The organism is Prevotella micans F0438, from assembly GCF_000243035.1.
Taxonomy (GTDB): domain Bacteria; phylum Bacteroidota; class Bacteroidia; order Bacteroidales; family Bacteroidaceae; genus Prevotella; species Prevotella micans.
Map to the genome: position 1 here is coordinate 627,587 of NZ_JH594521.1, position 16,678 is coordinate 644,264.

Below are 16,678 nucleotides of genomic sequence, written 5' to 3' on the forward strand. Positions count from 1 at the left end.
GATTATTTTCCTCTTTCGGCCATGAGAATAGCGATTTCATTCTCATTTATGCCAACCATTGCTTCGCCGAGGTCTTCGCTTAGTTCGGCGAGCATCTTGGCATCTTTATAGTTTGTAACGGCCTGAACGATTGCGCGAGCGCGCTTTTCGGGGTTGCCCGATTTGAATATGCCCGAACCTACGAAAACTCCTTCGGCTCCGAGTTGCATCATCAGAGCGGCGTCGGCCGGTGTGGCAACTCCGCCGGCGGCGAAGTTAACGACGGGCAGTTTTCCGTTGTCGTGCACGAACTTGGCTAGCTCGTAAGGTACGCGCAGTTCTTTTGCTGCTTCATAGAGTTCATCAGTGCTGAGCGATGTGAGACGGCGTATTTCGGCCTGCATCATTCTCATGTGTCTCACGGCTTGGACGATGTCGCCTGTTCCGGGTTCGCCTTTTGTTCGAATCATGGTTGCGCCTTCGCTAATGCGTCTTAGAGCTTCACCAAGGTCGCGTGCGCCACAAACGAATGGAACGTCAAAGGCTTGTTTGTCGATGTGGTAGATATCGTCGGCTGGCGAAAGAACTTCGCTTTCATCGATGTAGTCTATTTCGATTGCCTGAAGAATCTGTGCTTCGGCGAAATGTCCGATTCTACATTTAGCCATCACGGGTATGCTCACGGCTTCTTGTATACCGCGAATCATTTTCGGGTCGCTCATACGCGACACTCCGCCTGCTGCGCGAATATCGGCTGGTATGCGTTCGAGTGCCATAACGGCGCATGCTCCTGCTGTTTCGGCGATGTGTGCTTGTTCGGGCGTTGTTACGTCCATAATTACTCCTCCCTTGAGCATTTGCGCAAGGTTGCGGTTGAGTTCTGTTCTGTTTTCTTGCATTGTTGTTTGTGTTTTTTATTTGTTTGTGAATGTTTCTCTGGGATGAACGGCGGCAAAGGTAGAGTTTGACTTCTGATGGCTGAAATTTTGTTCGCCTATGGAAAAACACTGTACGCAAATCGGAAATTCGGCTATATGCTCATTTTATTTTCGTTAGTACGGCTTTACCCAGTATGCTTGCTGGCGATTCCAGTTTATAGGCGGCATGACGGGGTAGGAGGGTGCCATTTATTTCAATGTCTTCTAGAGCGAACACGATGCTTTCTGCCGGTGCGTTGGATGAGTTGATAATTCGGATGTCGGTTTCTATTCCGTTGGCCACGATAATGTTGAAGTCTACTGCTCCCTGCGTATTTGTCGACGTCACCTCTTCGGAGCCACTGAACTGGTAGAGCTTTCCATGTTCGAGTCGGACTGTACGGTCGGCGAAGTGGAGTTTTATTTCGCCTTCGAGTGGCATGATGTAGCGCGTGAATCCGCTGAAATCAGAGAATCGGCTTTCGGTCAAGTTTATCGTAGCCGATGATATTCTAAGGTCGAAATTGCGCTCCTGGAGTGTTGCGTGGTCGGGCGAGATGTAGATTTGCCGGGTTGTTCCTCCGGCCCATTGTGTTGTTTGTTCGTGTAGCATGCTTGTTGATATTAATAATTAGATGGGATGTCAATATTCACATGAATATTGACATAAAACTTCTCCGGATGTCTTTCTGCACGTAAATATTGACATAAAACTTCTCCGGATGTCTTTCTGCATGTGAATATTGACATAAAACTTCTCTGAATGTCTTTCTGCACGTGAATATTGACATAAAGCTTCTCCGGATGTCTTTCTGCACGTGAATATTGACATAAAACTTCTCCGGATGTCTTTCTGCACGTGAATATTGACATAAAATATTCTTGGATATATCCTTATAACAAAAGGAGACGGAGATAAGTTCTCCGCCTCCTTTAAAGTATCCGTATGGGGTTTGTTTCGGGATTATTGCAGCGTTCCCTCGTTTGCTTTTTTAACCATTTCTGCCGAGGCGTAGAGATAAACTTCCACGCGACGGTTTTTCTGACTCACGGTTTTGTTTTCAATCGGGTCGGCACTGCCAAGTCCTTCAACCGAGCGTATTTGCGATGCGGGTACTCCATTCGTTCTCAGATAGGATGCCACGGCATTGGCTCTGTTTTGGGAGAGTGGGATGTTAATATTGTCGTTGCCCGATGCATCGGTGTAACCTTTTATGGCTACGTCGCAATCAGAGTTGTTTTTCATCACCACGGCAAAGTTGGCCAGTTCTTTTTTAGACGATGAGGTGAGTGTGTATTTGTTGATTGGGAAGAGTATACCCGAATCGAATGTTACCTTAACGCACTCTAGTCCGTTAGCGTCAGTCGATTTCTCAACGTTAGCCTTGTCGAGTTTCGCAGCTGTTTCGGCTGCAACTTTGTCCATGTGTTTACCAATCATTGCTCCCGAACCGGCTCCTACGGCTGCTCCGATGGCTGCTCCGATGGCTGTGCTCTTGGAATCTTTTCCAATTAGATTGCCCACGAGACCACCAATAACGGCCCCGGCTCCTGTTCCTATCAGACTTCCGGTTCCTTGTTTTGTTTGACAACTCACGATGGCCAGAACGCATAGTCCGGCCGTTGCTAATTTGATTTTATTCATATATGTATAATGTAAAATGGGTTATCATGAATCTTTTGCCTTTTTACGTGCTTACATTTAAGAGTGCTAGTGTCTTTGGCGTTTGCAAAGTTAAGCAGATAGGTGATAGAACGGTGGGTTCGTTAATTATTTTTCAGCTTATGCTTGATTATATGTAGCTAAATCATGCCCGGTTTATATCATCCAAATATTCCGATAAACAAAATACATTTATGACGCATATGGCGATGCCTAGTCGGGTGTAAAACTAGGGACAATTTGTGAACATCTATTTACCTTTGCAGCACAAACACATATTGATATAATCAAATGAGAATTTTCACCTGTATCACCCCGACCTCGAGAAGAGATACCATGGAAAACATCCGCAAATTCGCACACAATTAAAGTAAACAATGGAAGAATTCGAACTCATTGCCAAAACCTTCATGGGGCTTGAACCCGTTTTGGCGCAAGAGCTCACCCAATTGGGGGCAAATAATGTTCAAATCGGCCGAAGGGTAGTGTCGTTCACGGGTAATAAGGAACTCATGTATCGCGCCAATTTCCAACTTCATACAGCCATAAGAATCCTCAAACCCATAGCCGAATTCAAGGCCAAGAGCGCCGAGGATATGTATGCCGAAGTGAAGAAAATAGACTGGAGTAAATACATCCTGAAAGGAAAAACGTTTTCCGTGGACTCCGTTGTTTATTCTGAGGAATTCAAAAACTCGCGCTTCGTGACGTATAAGGTTAAGGATGCTATAGTCGACCAGTTTCGCGAACGAACCGGGGAGCGTCCCAATATTTCGGTAAGTAATCCCGATGTTCGACTGAACATTCACATTGCTGACGACAAGGCAACACTGTCGCTTGATTCGTCGGGCGAATCGCTCCACCGCCGAGGTTATCGACAAGAAAGTGTCGAAGCCCCGCTCAACGAGGTTCTGGCTGCCGGAATGATTCTGATGACGGGCTGGAAAGGTGAAACCGATTTCATTGACCCGATGTGTGGTTCGGGCACGTTGCTCATTGAGGCTGCGTTGATTGCACGAAATATATCGCCGGGAGTTTTCCGCAAAGGATTCGCTTTCGAAAAGTGGCCCGACTTCGACCGCGAGATGTTCGACATGATATACAACGACGACTCTGGCGAACGGGAATTCAATCATCACATATACGGCTACGACTCGGATATGAAAGCCGTTAATACAGCGAGGAAAAACGTAATGGCCGCCGGATTGTCGAAAAACATAACCGTCGACTGTCGCGATTTCAAAGAGTTCACGCAGCCTGCAGAGAAAAGTATTCTTGTGACCAATCCGCCCTACGGCGAACGAATATCTACGCAAAATCTGTTGGGAACCTATCGTATGATAGGCGAGCGACTGAAACATCAGTTCAAAGACAATGACGCTTGGATTCTTTCCTATCGTGAAGAATGTTTCAGGGAAATAGGACTAAAGCCAAGCATAAAAATCCCGGTCTACAACGGGTCGCTCGAATGTGAATTCAGGCGCTATCAACTCTTCGACGGGAAGATGAATGATTTCAGACGCGACGGAGGAATAATCAAAACCAACGAAGAAAAACGCGAGATGGCCGCTAAGCACCGCTTCAAGAAAAATCGCGAGTTCAAAAATCGAATTGACATGAACGAGGAGAACGAAGAGGGCGACATACGCTCGTTTACTTTCCGCAGCCTGGAGCGCAAACCATTCAGAAGCAAACCGAAGTTTTCAGGCTACCAGAAAGACGATAAACGCTGGAGCGACCGGAAAGAATCGTTCGGCCGAGGTAACAAACGATTCAACGATAAACGTACGAATATGAGGAAAAGAAATAATCGCCGGTTCGATGACGAATCAGACTTCACAGAAGAAATAGACTAATCAAAAAATATTCATATTATGAAGATTAAATCATTAATCAGCACCGCTGGTATTGCTTGCTTTGCGGCGCTTGTAAGTCCGACAACGGCAATGGCACAGAAATCATTCACCCTGGAAGACCTTAACTACGGAGGCACGAACTTTCAGAAGATGCGCCCCGAATATCGTTACACACAATGGTGGGGCAATCAGCTCGTGCGCACGGATATGGATTATTGCTCCGTGGTGAACCCCAAAACGGGCAAAGAAACTCGTCTGTTCAGCATGGACGACGTGAACTCGTGGGCTGGTTTGAAAGCATCTGAAGAGAAAATTAGACATCTATACTCGGCCACCTTTCCATATACCGACAAGCCACTGGTGATGCTTATGAATGGGGAGGAAAATATTCTTCTCAACTTTCGCACTCGCCAGATTCTGAAACGTTGGAATCGTGTGCAAAATACCCAGGCAATGGATTGGAACTCGACAACCGGCGCAACGGCCTACGTACTCGATAGTAATCTCTATGTCTCCGACGCCCAAGGTTCGGCTCGGAAGCTCACCTCCGACGGTTCGGGAGTTATTGTCTACGGTCAGGTGGTTCACCGCGATGAGTTTGGCATAAACACCGGTCTTTACTGGAGTCCAATGGGTAATCGGCTGGCATTTTATCGTATGGACCAAAGTATGGTCACCGATTATCCGCTAGTAGATATTCCCGAAGTAGATTGGGTGCCAGCGAAAGGCGAATCGCGCATAGCTAAGGCTGCTCCGACTAAATATCCCATGGCAGGTGAAACGTCGCATAAGGTTACTGTGGGCGTTTATGACATGAAAACCCAACAAATTATCTATCTGAAAGCCGGCGACCCTACCGACCGCTACTTTACCAATATTGCATGGAGTCCCGACGAGAAGACCATCTATATCTTCGAGCTCAACCGCGATCAAAACGATTGCCGACTCGTAGCCTACGACGCAGCAACCGGAAACAAGATTGCCGAAATCTATCGCGAAACCGATCGTAAGTATGTCGAGCCCTCGCATCCTATTCAGTTCATTCCATGGAACGCTTCGCAGTTTGTTATGCAGAGTCAGCGCGACGGCTACAATCACCTTTATCTCTACGGTAAAGATGGGAAGATGATTCGTCAGATAACTCGCGGCAGTTGGGTTGTAATGGAGTTAATGGGCTTCAACGCCAAGACGAAAAGCATTATCTACGCATCTAACGAGTGCAGTCCTATTCAGCGCAATATCTGGGCCGTCAACATCGAAACCGGTAAGCGTACCTTGCTCGACAATGGCAAAGGTTATCACCACGCCACTATGAGCGCCGACGGTTCTCTGCTGCTCGACACCTATAGTGAGCCCTCTGTACCTCGGAAGTCAGACATTATTGCCGTGTCACCTAAACCGACGCGCACAAACTGGTTTACCGCTCCGAATCCGTGGGAGGGTTACAACGTACCCGACTATGAATGCGGAACCATCAAGGCCGCCGACGGTACAACCGACCTCTACTGGCGAATGGTTAAACCTATTGGATTCGACCCTGCAAAGAAATACCCCACAGTTGTTTATGTCTATGGTGGCCCGCATGCTCACAACGTTGATGCATCCTGGCATTACGGCTCGCGCTCTTGGGAAACGTATATGGCACAGAAGGGTTATGTGCTATTTATTCTCGATAACCGCGGAAGCGAAAATCGGGGAAAGGAATTCGAACAGGCTACATTCCGTCAGCTCGGACAGGAAGAGATGAAAGACCAAATGCAGGGCGTGAAATATTTGCAGTCGCTGCCCTATGTTGACAAAGACCGAATCGGTGTGCACGGTTGGTCGTTTGGCGGATTCATGACTATATCACTCATGACAAATTATCCCGACGTTTTCAAGGTGGGCGTGGCTGGCGGTCCGGTTATAGATTGGAAATGGTATGAGGTTATGTATGGCGAACGCTATATGGACACGCCTGAAACTAACCCCGAAGGATATGCCAAGACGTCGCTCCTCCCGAAAGCAAAAGACCTCAAAGGCAAACTGCAGGTAATCATAGGAACCAACGACCCTGTTGTGCTTCCGCAGCAAGCGCTATCATTCCTGAAAGCCTGCATCGGAGCCGGAACGCAGCCCGACTATTTCGTTTATCCCGGCGAACCACACAACATGCGCGGTCATCAAAGTGTGCATCTGCACCAGCGCATCACACAATATTTTGAGGATTATTTGAAATGAATATTCTAATCTTGGGAAGCGGCGGACGCGAGCACGCTCTGGCTTGGAAAACGGCACAAAGTAAGAGGTGCGATAAGCTTTTCATTGCGCCTGGAAATGCCGGTACGATGGTATTAGGTAAAAACGTACCGATAGATGTGAACGATTTCGAAAAGCTAAAGGCGTTCGCCCTTGAGAACGATATACGCATGATTATTGTCGGTCCTGAAGACCCGCTTGTCAATGGAATTGCTGACGCATTCAAGACCGATTCTGCAACGGCTGGAATTTCAGTAATCGGCCCGTCGAAAGCCGGAGCAGTTCTCGAAGGTTCGAAGGATTTTGCCAAGGAATTCATGAAACGTCATGGCATTCCAACCGCAGCCTACGCAACTTTCGACAGTGCAACTCTCGAACAGGGCCTCAAGTTCCTCGAAACTCTCCAACCTCCATATGTTTTGAAGGCCGACGGACTCGCAGCCGGCAAGGGCGTACTCATTTTGCCCACGCTCGAAGAGGCACAGAAAGAACTCGGTGAAATGCTCGGCGGAATGTTCGGCGAAGCATCTCGCAAGGTGGTAATCGAAGAATTTCTAGATGGAACGGAATGCTCTGTGTTCGTGCTCACCGATGGCACTAACTACAAGATTCTGCCCGAGGCGAAAGACTATAAACGAATTGGTGAACACGATACCGGACTCAACACGGGCGGCATGGGAAGCATATCGCCCGTGCCATTTGCCACCAAGGAGTGGATGCAGAAGGTTGATAGCCGAATAATTCGCCCAACCATCGACGGTTTGAAAGCCGACGGCATCGACTATAAAGGATTTATCTTCTTCGGTCTTATCAACGTAGCCGATAACCCGATGGTAATAGAATACAATTGCCGAATGGGCGACCCGGAAACCGAAAGCGTGATGTTGCGGATTGAGTCCGACATAGTCGACCTCTTCGAGGGAGTGGCACAGGGCAATCTCGACCAACGCGAAATAGTTATCGACTCTCGCACCGCCGCCAGTGTTATGCTCGTTAGCGGCGGCTATCCCGAGGCGTATGTCAAGGGTTATCCTATCGAAGGACTGGATGCCGGAAGCGATTCGATAGTATTCCACAGCGGCACAGCTGTTTGCGACGGACGGGTGGTTACAAACGGCGGGCGTGTTCTGGCCATCTCGTCTTATGGCGCCGACAAAGCCTCGGCTCTTAGCGCAAGCTATGCCGAAGCCGACCGCATAACGTTTCGCGATAAATATTTCCGTCGCGACATCGGCGCCGATTTATAATTCGGCGGAATCGACTGCGCAGCCCCGTTGGCGTGAAAACAATTTTATTTTTGTCTCCTGCGAACCCTACGCCGCCGCAAAAAATTGCTCCGCGGCTCCTGCGAACCCTACGCCGTCGCAAAAAATTGCTCCGTGCCCCTTGCGAACCCTACGCCGTCGCAAAAAATTGCTCCGCGGCCCTTGCGAACCCTACGCCGCTGCAAAAAATTGCTCCGCGGCCCTTGCGAACCCTACGCCGCCGCAAAAATTTGCTCCGCGGCCCCTGCGAACCCTACGCCGACTATAAAAATCCTCGCCGGATATTCCCGTAAAAAATCATCGCATGCAATAAATTCGACACATCTTACACGAATAACAACAAACGCATTCAAAAGGTTATGCCTAAAAAACGATTACAAAACATCATTGCCGAAAGCAGATGGGCCTTGCAAGTACTTGTGCCGATAATACTCGCAATCTGGGTATTGGTGGCCTATTTTGAACGTTCGGCCATCGTTTCGCTCGCATGTTTGCTCGCTTCGGCTTTTTTGATAATAGAACTCAATAACCGCAATTCGCTCATCAGAATCTATAGTCGGATGATTCCTTGCTCGTTTTTGATTCTTGTAACAATGTCTATTTTCCTGTTTATCGATATTCGCACGGCAGTTGTTACCCTATGCTTTGCCGGATTTTATAACGCCATATTCCGTTGTTATCAAGACGAACATTCGCAAGGTTGGGTTTTCTATGCCTTCCTGTGCCTCGGTATAGCCAGCACGTTCTGTATTCGAATCTTATTTTTCGTTCCTTTGGTGTGGATTCTTCTGCGCACTAATCTGCTTGTAATGAACGTGAAAATTTTTGTGTCGTCGATTCTTGGGATAATCTTTCCCTACTGGTTCTTGATTCTTTATTTCGCGGCTATCGGAAAATCCGAACGCATTTTACAACACGCTGTTCAGTTAGCGCAATTCGATGTTCCGGCACAGCTGAATATTCTGTCCGGACAACAAATGCTTATGCTAGTCTATCTGTTTGTGTGCGCTTTGACAGGAACAGTGCATTTCATCCGACAGAAATGCAACGACAGCATCCGCACGAGATTGTTATACAAGTTTTTCATGACGATAGATTTCGCCGCGTTCGCATTTGCAATTCTCCAACCTCGCCATTACTGCATTCTGCTAAGCGTTATGACGGTAAGCACCACGCCGCTTATCGCCCATTTCTTTGTTTTCACGCATACACGCGTCACGAACATGGCTTTCAAACTCTTCATCGTAGGGGCAGTAGCTCTGACTGCTTATAATCTATGGACTTTCTTACCCATTTCCTTCTAGACTACGGCTATTGGGGTATGTTCGTTTCGGCCTTTCTAGCCGGAAGTTTTCTCCCATTCAGTAGCGAAGCCGTACTGTTAGGACTAATGGCAGCCGGGCTCCCCCCAATTCCACTTGTTATCTACGGCACAATCGGCAACGTTCTAGGTTCGATGTTCAATTATTGGGTTGGTCGGATGGGAAAGATGGAATGGATTGAGCGTTATCTGCACGTGAAGCGTGAATCTGTAGAGAAAACTCAACGCTTTATGTCCACCCGTGGTACCTGGATGGGTTTTTTCGCTTTTGTTCCGTTTGTCGGCAGTGCCATCACGGTTGTTTTGGGACTCACTCGCGCTAATATATTCCTGTCGATTTTCTACATCACACTCGGTAAAATAGTGCGCTACATCATCCTTCTGGAAGGAGTAAATCTTTTGGTGTAAGAAAGTTCGATTTTAAGCCGTTTTATTGTCCGCTCTTTATACGTTGGAATAAACAAATTGCAATTCATTTACTCTTACGAATACCAATTTTTCGGTATTGTGCTTACCAAGATGGCTAATATCACAGTACTGACAGACAAAAAGAAAGTAGAACGCCCAAAAAGAAACTGCAAATCTTTGTGTGGTCTAAAATCTTTCTTACATTTGCATCCGTCACCATTGAACCCAGCTAAAACAGGGGCTTTGGCGGCAATTTTTTATATTATGGAGCAATATAAATATCCTAAACAACATGCAAAATAAAAGAACTTGTCTATACGACAAACATGTAGCCCTAGGGGCGCAAATGGTTCCCTTCGGCGGTTTCGACATGCCCATCCAGTATGCAGGCATAATTGATGAACACAACGCAGTTAGATCGCATTGCGGCGTTTTCGACGTTTCACATATGGGCGAAGTAGTCATTTCAGGACGCGATGCAGAGAAATTCGTTAATCACATCTTCACAAACGATGTCAGAGGATTGGAAGTAGGCAAAGTACTCTACGGAATCATGTGCTATCCCGATGGCGGAGCTGTAGACGACATGTGCATCTGCAAGCTCGACAATGACATGTTCCTCATGACCATCAATGCGGCCAACATGGAGAAAGATTACGAGTGGATCCGCAAAAACTCTGATGGATTCGATGTAGTCATACAGTTCGAAAGCGAACACTATGGACTACTTGCCGTGCAAGGTCCGGAAGCCGAACAGAAAGTTGAAGAGGTGCTAAACATTCCTTGTAAAGACCTGCCGTTCTATGAAGTGAGGACCGTATCGAAGTTCGACGACACAGTTATCATATCACGCACAGGATATACCGGCGAAGACGGATTTGAAATCTACGGTACGCACGATTTCATTCGCGATGCGTGGGACAAACTTATCAAGTCGGGAGTTACTCCCTGTGGACTCGGATGCCGCGATACCCTGCGCTTCGAAGTTGGATTCCCGCTCTATGGCGAGGAGCTCTCAAAAGACATCACGCCCGTTATGGCCGGCTTGTCGATGTTCGTCAAGTTTGACAAAGACGAATTCATCGGTAAAGAAGCCCTTCAAAAACAGAAAACAGAAGGTGTTGCTAAGCAGCTTCGCGGAATTGAACTCGATGAGAATGCTATACCGCGCCATGGCTACAAAGTGCTAAAAGATGGTCGCGAAGTAGGTGAAGTGACTACCGGCTACAGACTCATATCTGTGGAAAAGAGTTGCGCCGTTGCATTGGTTGATTCGTCGATAAAGCTAGGTGACAGGGTTGAAATTCAAATCAGAAAGAAAACTTTCCCCGGCACTGTGGTTAAGAAGAAGTTCTACGACAAACATTATAAGAAATAAAATATAGAAAAATAGATTATGGCAAAAGTAATTGAAGGACTCTATTATTCAGAGTCGCACGAGTATGTTAGAGTTGAAGGAGATTGCGCCTATATCGGCATCACTGATTATGCTCAGCACGCGCTGGGAAATGTTGTCTATGTGGATATGCCGGAGGTCGACGACGAATTTGAAATAGAAGAAGGCTTTGGAGCCGTTGAAAGCGTAAAAGCAGCATCCGACCTGAACGCACCAGTATCGGGAAAAGTTCTAGAAGTGAATGAAGCCCTTGAAGATGAGCCTGAACTTCTGAATAAAGACGCATTTGCAAACTGGATTATAAAGGTTGAACTGACAGATAAGTCACAACTCGAGAAACTCATGGATTCCAAGGCTTATGAAGCTTTCTGCGCCCAATAGGATTCCTTAACCAATAAACATGTGATAACGGCTCACTAGGAATTCAATTTCCATGTGAGCCGTCTCGCGCAAATAAAGACACATAATATTTCAGAAATTAAATATGACATATAAATATTTTCCCCACACAGAAGAGGATATTCGGGAGATGCTCGCGAAGGTCGGAGTAAACTCCATAGAGGACCTCTTTTCCGAAATACCTGAGGCAATACGCTTCCGCGGAGACTATGAATTGCCCGAAGCAAAAAGCGAACTGGAACTACGTAACTTCTTCCAGAAAATAGGTGACAAGAATCAGCAATTCACTTGCTTTGCCGGAGCCGGAGTCTATGATCATTATACTCCTAGTGCCGTACCGAACATTGTTTCCCGTTCAGAATATCTGACGTCCTACACTCCATATCAGGCCGAAATATCGCAAGGAACTCTACATTATATATTCGAGTTCCAGAGTATGATGACACATCTTACCGGCATGGATATATCTAATGCATCTATGTATGACGGAAGTACTGCAACTGCGGAGGCAATGTTAATGGCATTCAATGCATCTAGTAAGGCCGACACAGTTCTATATTCTTCGACACTTGACCCGAAAACTATAGCTGTACTTAAAACATATGCACACTTCCATGGAGTGAAACTGGTTTCCTTGGATTCAGAAAACGGAGTGACTTCGAAGAATGATCTCAAGCAGAAGATAACTCAGGAGAAAGTGTCTGGAGTGATTGTTCAGCAACCAAACTTCTTCGGAATAATTGAAGACTATTCAGATTTTGCCGATATCTGTCACGAAAACAAGGCTTTGTTTGTGATGAATAGTGTGGCAGCCGATTTGGCTCTGCTGAAAACTCCGGGAGAATGGGGAGCTGATGTGGCCGTAGGCGATGTGCAGAGTCTAGGACTACCGATGGCTTTCGGTGGGCCGTATGCCGGCTATATGTGCTCGACCTCGAAACTGATGCGCAAATTACCCGGACGAATAGTGGGTGAAACTAAAGACCAGCGCGGACAGCGTGCTTATGTCCTTACACTTCAAGCTCGTGAACAGCACATACGTCGCCAGAAAGCAACATCGAACATCTGTTCTAACCAGAGTTTAGTGACACTGTTTGCAACTATCTATCTATCCATAATGGGAAAAGAAGGATTGAAAGAGGCTGCACAACTCGGTTATGATGCTGCACACTATCTCTGTGATGAATTCACAAAGACAGGAAAAGCCAAGCTCGTGTTTAATCAACCTTTCTTCAATGAATTCCTTGTTCGTGTTGAGAATCGTGATGCTTTCTATGATAAAGCAATCACTCAAGGTATACTGCCAGGCGTGAAAGTGGGTGAAGACTTGCTGTTGATAGCCGTAACCGAGAAACGGACAAAAGAAGAGATTGATACGCTTGTAGCGCTTCTATAAATCAATAATATCAAAAAAATAAGAAGTATGAACAGTAAATTATACGGCAAACTCATTTTCGAGTTCTCTCATCCAGGCCGAAAAGCATATAGTCTACCTAAAAATGACTTCGGAAGACATGAATTTCCCGAATCTATGAAGCGACGCAACGACGCTGAACTTCCAGAATGTGATGAACTCACCGTAGTTAGACACTACACAAACCATAGCGGAAACAACTTCGGAGTGGACAACGGATTCTATCCGCTAGGTTCGTGCACGATGAAATATAATCCTATAATCGACGAGGAAATTGCAGCTCTTCCGGCTTTCAGTAATCTTCATCCAATGCAACCCGAGCAGACAGTACAGGGTGCACTCGAAGTAGAATATAATCTGCAACAAGCCCTTTCTACTATCACGGGAATGGATGATTTCACTCTTAATCCTTATGCCGGAGCACACGGTGAGCTAACTGGTTTGATGATTATCCGGTCATATCATGAAAGTCGCGGCGACATAAAACGCAAAAAAGTTATTGTGCCTGATTCAGCCCATGGAACTAATCCTGCATCAGCTGCCGTTTGCGGACTGGAAGTTGTGGAAGTGAAAAGTACGGCTGACGGACTCGTCGACGTAGACCATCTCAAACCGCTACTCGGCGACGATATTGCAGCCATTATGCTCACTAATCCGAACACTCTAGGATTGTTCGAAAAAGATATTCCTGAAATAGCAAACCTCATTCATTCCTGTGGCGGGTTGCTTTACTATGATGGAGCTAACCTGAATCCGCTACTTGGGATATCGCGTCCTGGAGATATGGGCTTCGATGTGGTGCACCTCAATCTACACAAAACATTCTCGACCCCTCATGGCGGAGGTGGTCCCGGTTCTGGTCCGGTGGGTGTTAAGGAGCATCTACGGGAGTTCCTGCCCAAGCCGCATGTTGTAAAGGATGGTAACAGATTTACTGTTGAGTCGCCATGCTGTTGCCGTAAGTCCGATGGTTATTGCTTTAAGAATAACCGTATCAGCACCTACTTGGGAAATTTCCTTGTGAATCTGCGAGCTTATGCCTATATCCTCAGTTTAGGAAAAGAAAACATAAAGAACGTGGGACCACTTGCAACTCTCAACGCAAATTATATAAAGGAAAGTCTCCGGAACGATTACGAACTTCCCATAGACCTAGTTTGTAAACACGAATTCGTGTTCAACGGATTGAAGGATAAATCAACGGGTGTAACGACAATGGACGTAGCTAAACGATTGCTCGATTATGGCTTTCATGCGCCTACTATCTATTTCCCACTCCTGTTCAGTGAGGCAATGATGATAGAGCCCACAGAGACGGAAAGCAAAGATTCTATCGACCAATTCATAGAAGTTATGCGAGTGATTGCTAAAGAGGCGCGCGAAACTCCACAGCTACTCAAAGATGCACCAGTGAATACTCCAATAGGAAGGGTGGACGACGTACTTGCAGCAAAGCAATCAATCTTGGTTTATAAGGATGATAAATAGCATGGAAAAAGCAGATTTAATAATCATTGGCGCAGGTCCTGGAGGATACCGTGCTGCAGACTATGCAGCGAGAGCCGGATTAAAGGTAATTGTTATCGAGAAAAAACACGCTGGCGGCACTTGTCTCAACGAAGGATGTATTCCCACAAAGAGCTTTGCCCACGATGCGGTGCTCTATCGTAATCCTTTCATTCCGCACGACGCCGATAGGAAAGTAGATTTTGCCCGTATACAGGAACGCAAGAATAGTGTGATAATGCAGCTTCGTCAGGGCGTTGAAGGATTGCTCTCACAGCCGAACATAACTTATGTGAAAGGTGAAGCCCGCTTCGTTGCAGAGAAAACTATCGAGGTGAACAATCAGGAATACACGGCAGAGAACATAATTATTGCCACCGGTTCAAATTCCAAGCTGTTGCCGTTTGCGAAGCCATTCAGAAATACTGACGGGACAATGCAATATCCCGTTGTCACTTCAACCGAACTATTGGAAACCGATCACGTTCCTAATAATCTTGTGGTTATCGGAGCTGGAGTAATTGGACTTGAGTTTGCATCTGCATTCGAAACTTTCGGAAGTAACGTAACGGTAATTGAATTCCTGAAAGAATGTCTGCCGCCGGTTGATTCAGAAATAGCTAAACGACTCCGCAAAGGACTTGAAAAGCGAGGAATTGCTTTCCACATGCAAAGTGCGGTGACTGAAATCACGATAACTGATGATAAGAAGGCCTGTGTTATTTTCAATAAGAAAGGCGAGCAGAAAAAACTAGAGGCCGACATGGTTCTTGTGGCAACCGGACGGGAAGTAAACACCAGTGGATTGAATCTGGAAGCAGCAGGGATAATCTACGACGATAAAGGAATCAAGGTTGACTCCGACATGCAAACCAATGTGAAGGGCGTTTATGCCATCGGCGACGTCAATGGCATCCAAATGCTTGCTCACGCCTCAACTTTCCAAGGTTTGCACGTGGTGAATCACATCCTTGGGAAAAACGATAATATTCACTTCGACATAATGCCTGCAGCAATCTTCACACACCCTGAAGCAGCCTGTGTCGGACTAACGGAAGATGCCTGTAAGGAAGCAGGTATCGCCTATACAGTCAAGAAAGGTTATCATCGCTCAAACGGGCGCGCTCTGGCAGTGGGAGCATCCGACGGAATGTTGAAGCTTATGATTGGGAGCGATGATAAAATTATCGGCTGCCATGTGTTCGGCTCGCATGCTGCCGACCTCGTACAGGAGGTTGCAGTGCTAATGGATCGCGATACAACCATCGAACAGATGCGTGAGATTATACACATTCATCCAACAATGAGTGAAATACTCCAAGACGCAATAATCTGAATAGAACTTGTATGCAGAGATAAAACATTTAACTTTGCATGCGAAAGGAAAAAAAACAGTCGTATCGATTCGATAGGGATAGTCATCAAATAAAATAGGAAACCGAGATAACTTCTCTGATTCAATGGCGGGCCACATAAAACGCGTTAAGCGACTAAGCCTAACAGGCCGGTGGATTACAAAGGCAAGAAGCTCTCAAATAATTTGAACTCGGACTTTTCATCACATCGTCGATACGACTTTTCCAAAAATATCTCCAGTGAATGAGGCTCCGTAAGGCAGCCTCATTCTTTTTATTAATCAAATAGAAGAAAGGAAAAAACATGTTCTCAGGCATTGTTGAAGAAATGGCAACGCTCGTGGCCATCGAACGCGAGCAGGAAAACTTGCATCTAACGTTCAGATGTTCGTTTGCAAACGAATTGGGTATTGATCAGAGCATAGCGCACAATGGAGTATGCCTAACCGTTGTGAAAATCGAAGACGACACCTATACGGTAACGGCGATGAAAGAAACTTTGGTACGCTCGAATTTGGGATTATTGGAACTTGGCGACCGCGTAAATATAGAGCGTTCTATGATTATGAATGGGCGGCTCGACGGGCATATTGTTCAAGGACATGTTGACCAAACGGCACGTTGCACGGCTATGGAAGATGCTGACGGAAGTACTTATTTCATGTTCGAATATGAATTTAGCAAGGAGCTTGCTTCTAGGGGATATTTCACTGTCGACAAGGGCTCGGTTACTGTCAACGGAGTGTCGCTTACCGTGTGCGAGCCAACCGAAAATACATTCAAGGTTGCAATCATTCCCTATACGCGCGAGAACACGAACTTTGCTTATATCGAGCCTGGTAGCGTCGTTAATTTGGAGTTCGACATTCTGGGTAAATACATAGCTCGCCTCCAAAGGCTTACTTCTTATTAAAACAATCAAGATGGGCGCTTTCCGAGCTTTGGTAATAATATCTACCGG

At 46.3% G+C, this 16,678-nt stretch carries 15 protein-coding genes; 12 read left to right on the forward strand and 3 right to left on the reverse strand.

Features of this window, described 5'->3' with window-relative positions:
* Positions 1 to 2 precede the first annotated feature (2 nt).
* The 3 genes from pdxS to HMPREF9140_RS02580 all read right to left on the reverse strand — a co-directional run bounded on the left by pdxS (position 3) and on the right by HMPREF9140_RS02580 (position 2,541).
* Positions 3 to 878, reverse strand: coding sequence for a pyridoxal 5'-phosphate synthase lyase subunit PdxS (pdxS, locus tag HMPREF9140_RS02570; protein WP_006951560.1), 876 nt, complete (start codon positions 876 to 878; stop codon positions 3 to 5).
* Between the two features lie 139 nt (positions 879 to 1,017).
* Positions 1,018 to 1,509 carry a HutD family protein gene (locus HMPREF9140_RS02575; protein ID WP_006951561.1) on the reverse strand — a complete coding sequence of 164 codons (492 nt, stop codon included), beginning with the start codon at positions 1,507 to 1,509 and terminating at the stop codon, positions 1,018 to 1,020.
* 351 nt (positions 1,510 to 1,860) lie between these two features.
* Positions 1,861 to 2,541: an OmpA family protein gene (locus tag HMPREF9140_RS02580; protein WP_006951562.1), complete on the reverse strand. Its 681-nt coding sequence runs from the start codon at positions 2,539 to 2,541 to the stop codon at positions 1,861 to 1,863.
* 395 nt (positions 2,542 to 2,936) lie between these two features.
* Between HMPREF9140_RS02580 and HMPREF9140_RS02585 the strand changes: the two genes are divergently transcribed.
* The 12 genes from HMPREF9140_RS02585 (at position 2,937) to HMPREF9140_RS02640 (ending at position 16,630) form a co-directional block, all read left to right on the forward strand.
* On the forward strand, positions 2,937 to 4,415 hold the full coding sequence (locus HMPREF9140_RS02585) for a THUMP domain-containing class I SAM-dependent RNA methyltransferase (RefSeq protein WP_006951563.1): 1,479 nt from the start codon (positions 2,937 to 2,939) through the stop codon (positions 4,413 to 4,415).
* Positions 4,416 to 4,433: 18 nt separating this feature from the next.
* The gene (locus tag HMPREF9140_RS02590; RefSeq protein WP_006951564.1) at positions 4,434 to 6,635 is read left to right on the forward strand and encodes a S9 family peptidase; all 2,202 of its coding nucleotides are present in this window, start codon (positions 4,434 to 4,436) and stop codon (positions 6,633 to 6,635) included.
* On the forward strand, positions 6,632 to 7,900 hold the full coding sequence (gene purD, locus HMPREF9140_RS02595; RefSeq protein ID WP_006951565.1) for a phosphoribosylamine--glycine ligase: 1,269 nt from the start codon (positions 6,632 to 6,634) through the stop codon (positions 7,898 to 7,900). Before HMPREF9140_RS02590 ends, purD begins: the two co-directional genes overlap by 4 nt.
* A gap of 377 nt (positions 7,901 to 8,277) precedes the next feature.
* On the forward strand, positions 8,278 to 9,222 hold the full coding sequence (locus HMPREF9140_RS02600) for a hypothetical protein (protein WP_006951566.1): 945 nt from the start codon (positions 8,278 to 8,280) through the stop codon (positions 9,220 to 9,222).
* Entirely contained in the window at positions 9,195 to 9,647 is a 453-nt protein-coding gene (locus HMPREF9140_RS02605) for a YqaA family protein (protein ID WP_006951567.1), read from the forward strand. Before HMPREF9140_RS02600 ends, HMPREF9140_RS02605 begins: the two co-directional genes overlap by 28 nt.
* A gap of 111 nt (positions 9,648 to 9,758) precedes the next feature.
* Positions 9,759 to 9,950: a hypothetical protein gene (locus tag HMPREF9140_RS02610; RefSeq protein ID WP_018571941.1), complete on the forward strand. Its 192-nt coding sequence runs from the start codon at positions 9,759 to 9,761 to the stop codon at positions 9,948 to 9,950.
* Complete coding sequence (gene gcvT / locus HMPREF9140_RS02615) at positions 9,940 to 11,025, forward strand: glycine cleavage system aminomethyltransferase GcvT (RefSeq protein WP_006951569.1); 1,086 nt, start codon at positions 9,940 to 9,942, stop codon at positions 11,023 to 11,025. The genes HMPREF9140_RS02610 and gcvT overlap by 11 nt, the downstream gene beginning before the upstream one ends.
* An 18-nt stretch (positions 11,026 to 11,043) precedes the next feature.
* Entirely contained in the window at positions 11,044 to 11,424 is a 381-nt protein-coding gene (gene gcvH, locus HMPREF9140_RS02620) for a glycine cleavage system protein GcvH (protein ID WP_006951578.1), read from the forward strand.
* A gap of 103 nt (positions 11,425 to 11,527) precedes the next feature.
* Positions 11,528 to 12,838 (forward strand): aminomethyl-transferring glycine dehydrogenase subunit GcvPA, encoded by a 1,311-nt coding sequence (gene gcvPA, locus HMPREF9140_RS02625; RefSeq protein ID WP_006951579.1) that lies wholly within the window; start codon positions 11,528 to 11,530, stop codon positions 12,836 to 12,838.
* Between the two features lie 27 nt (positions 12,839 to 12,865).
* Positions 12,866 to 14,344: an aminomethyl-transferring glycine dehydrogenase subunit GcvPB gene (gcvPB, locus tag HMPREF9140_RS02630; protein ID WP_006951580.1), complete on the forward strand. Its 1,479-nt coding sequence runs from the start codon at positions 12,866 to 12,868 to the stop codon at positions 14,342 to 14,344.
* Between the two features lies 1 nt (position 14,345).
* Entirely contained in the window at positions 14,346 to 15,698 is a 1,353-nt protein-coding gene (gene lpdA, locus HMPREF9140_RS02635; protein ID WP_006951581.1) for a dihydrolipoyl dehydrogenase, read from the forward strand.
* 323 nt (positions 15,699 to 16,021) lie between these two features.
* Entirely contained in the window at positions 16,022 to 16,630 is a 609-nt protein-coding gene (locus HMPREF9140_RS02640) for a riboflavin synthase (protein WP_006951582.1), read from the forward strand.
* Positions 16,631 to 16,678: the final 48 nt, after the last annotated feature.

Excerpts from the sequence above, each read along its gene's own strand:
- pdxS (WP_006951560.1), bottom strand. The coding sequence starts at position 878 with ATGCAAGAAAACAGAACAGAACTCAACCGCAACCTTGCGCAAATGCTC.
- HMPREF9140_RS02575 (WP_006951561.1), bottom strand. The coding sequence starts at position 1,509 with ATGCTACACGAACAAACAACACAATGGGCCGGAGGAACAACCCGGCAA.
- HMPREF9140_RS02580 (WP_006951562.1), bottom strand. The coding sequence starts at position 2,541 with ATGAATAAAATCAAATTAGCAACGGCCGGACTATGCGTTCTGGCCATC.
- HMPREF9140_RS02585 (WP_006951563.1), top strand. The coding sequence starts at position 2,937 with ATGGAAGAATTCGAACTCATTGCCAAAACCTTCATGGGGCTTGAACCC.
- HMPREF9140_RS02590 (WP_006951564.1), top strand. The coding sequence starts at position 4,434 with ATGAAGATTAAATCATTAATCAGCACCGCTGGTATTGCTTGCTTTGCG.
- purD (WP_006951565.1), top strand. The coding sequence starts at position 6,632 with ATGAATATTCTAATCTTGGGAAGCGGCGGACGCGAGCACGCTCTGGCT.
- HMPREF9140_RS02600 (WP_006951566.1), top strand. The coding sequence starts at position 8,278 with ATGCCTAAAAAACGATTACAAAACATCATTGCCGAAAGCAGATGGGCC.
- HMPREF9140_RS02605 (WP_006951567.1), top strand. The coding sequence starts at position 9,195 with ATGGACTTTCTTACCCATTTCCTTCTAGACTACGGCTATTGGGGTATG.
- HMPREF9140_RS02610 (WP_018571941.1), top strand. The coding sequence starts at position 9,759 with ATGGCTAATATCACAGTACTGACAGACAAAAAGAAAGTAGAACGCCCA.
- gcvT (WP_006951569.1), top strand. The coding sequence starts at position 9,940 with ATGCAAAATAAAAGAACTTGTCTATACGACAAACATGTAGCCCTAGGG.
- gcvH (WP_006951578.1), top strand. The coding sequence starts at position 11,044 with ATGGCAAAAGTAATTGAAGGACTCTATTATTCAGAGTCGCACGAGTAT.
- gcvPA (WP_006951579.1), top strand. The coding sequence starts at position 11,528 with ATGACATATAAATATTTTCCCCACACAGAAGAGGATATTCGGGAGATG.
- gcvPB (WP_006951580.1), top strand. The coding sequence starts at position 12,866 with ATGAACAGTAAATTATACGGCAAACTCATTTTCGAGTTCTCTCATCCA.
- lpdA (WP_006951581.1), top strand. The coding sequence starts at position 14,346 with ATGGAAAAAGCAGATTTAATAATCATTGGCGCAGGTCCTGGAGGATAC.
- HMPREF9140_RS02640 (WP_006951582.1), top strand. The coding sequence starts at position 16,022 with ATGTTCTCAGGCATTGTTGAAGAAATGGCAACGCTCGTGGCCATCGAA.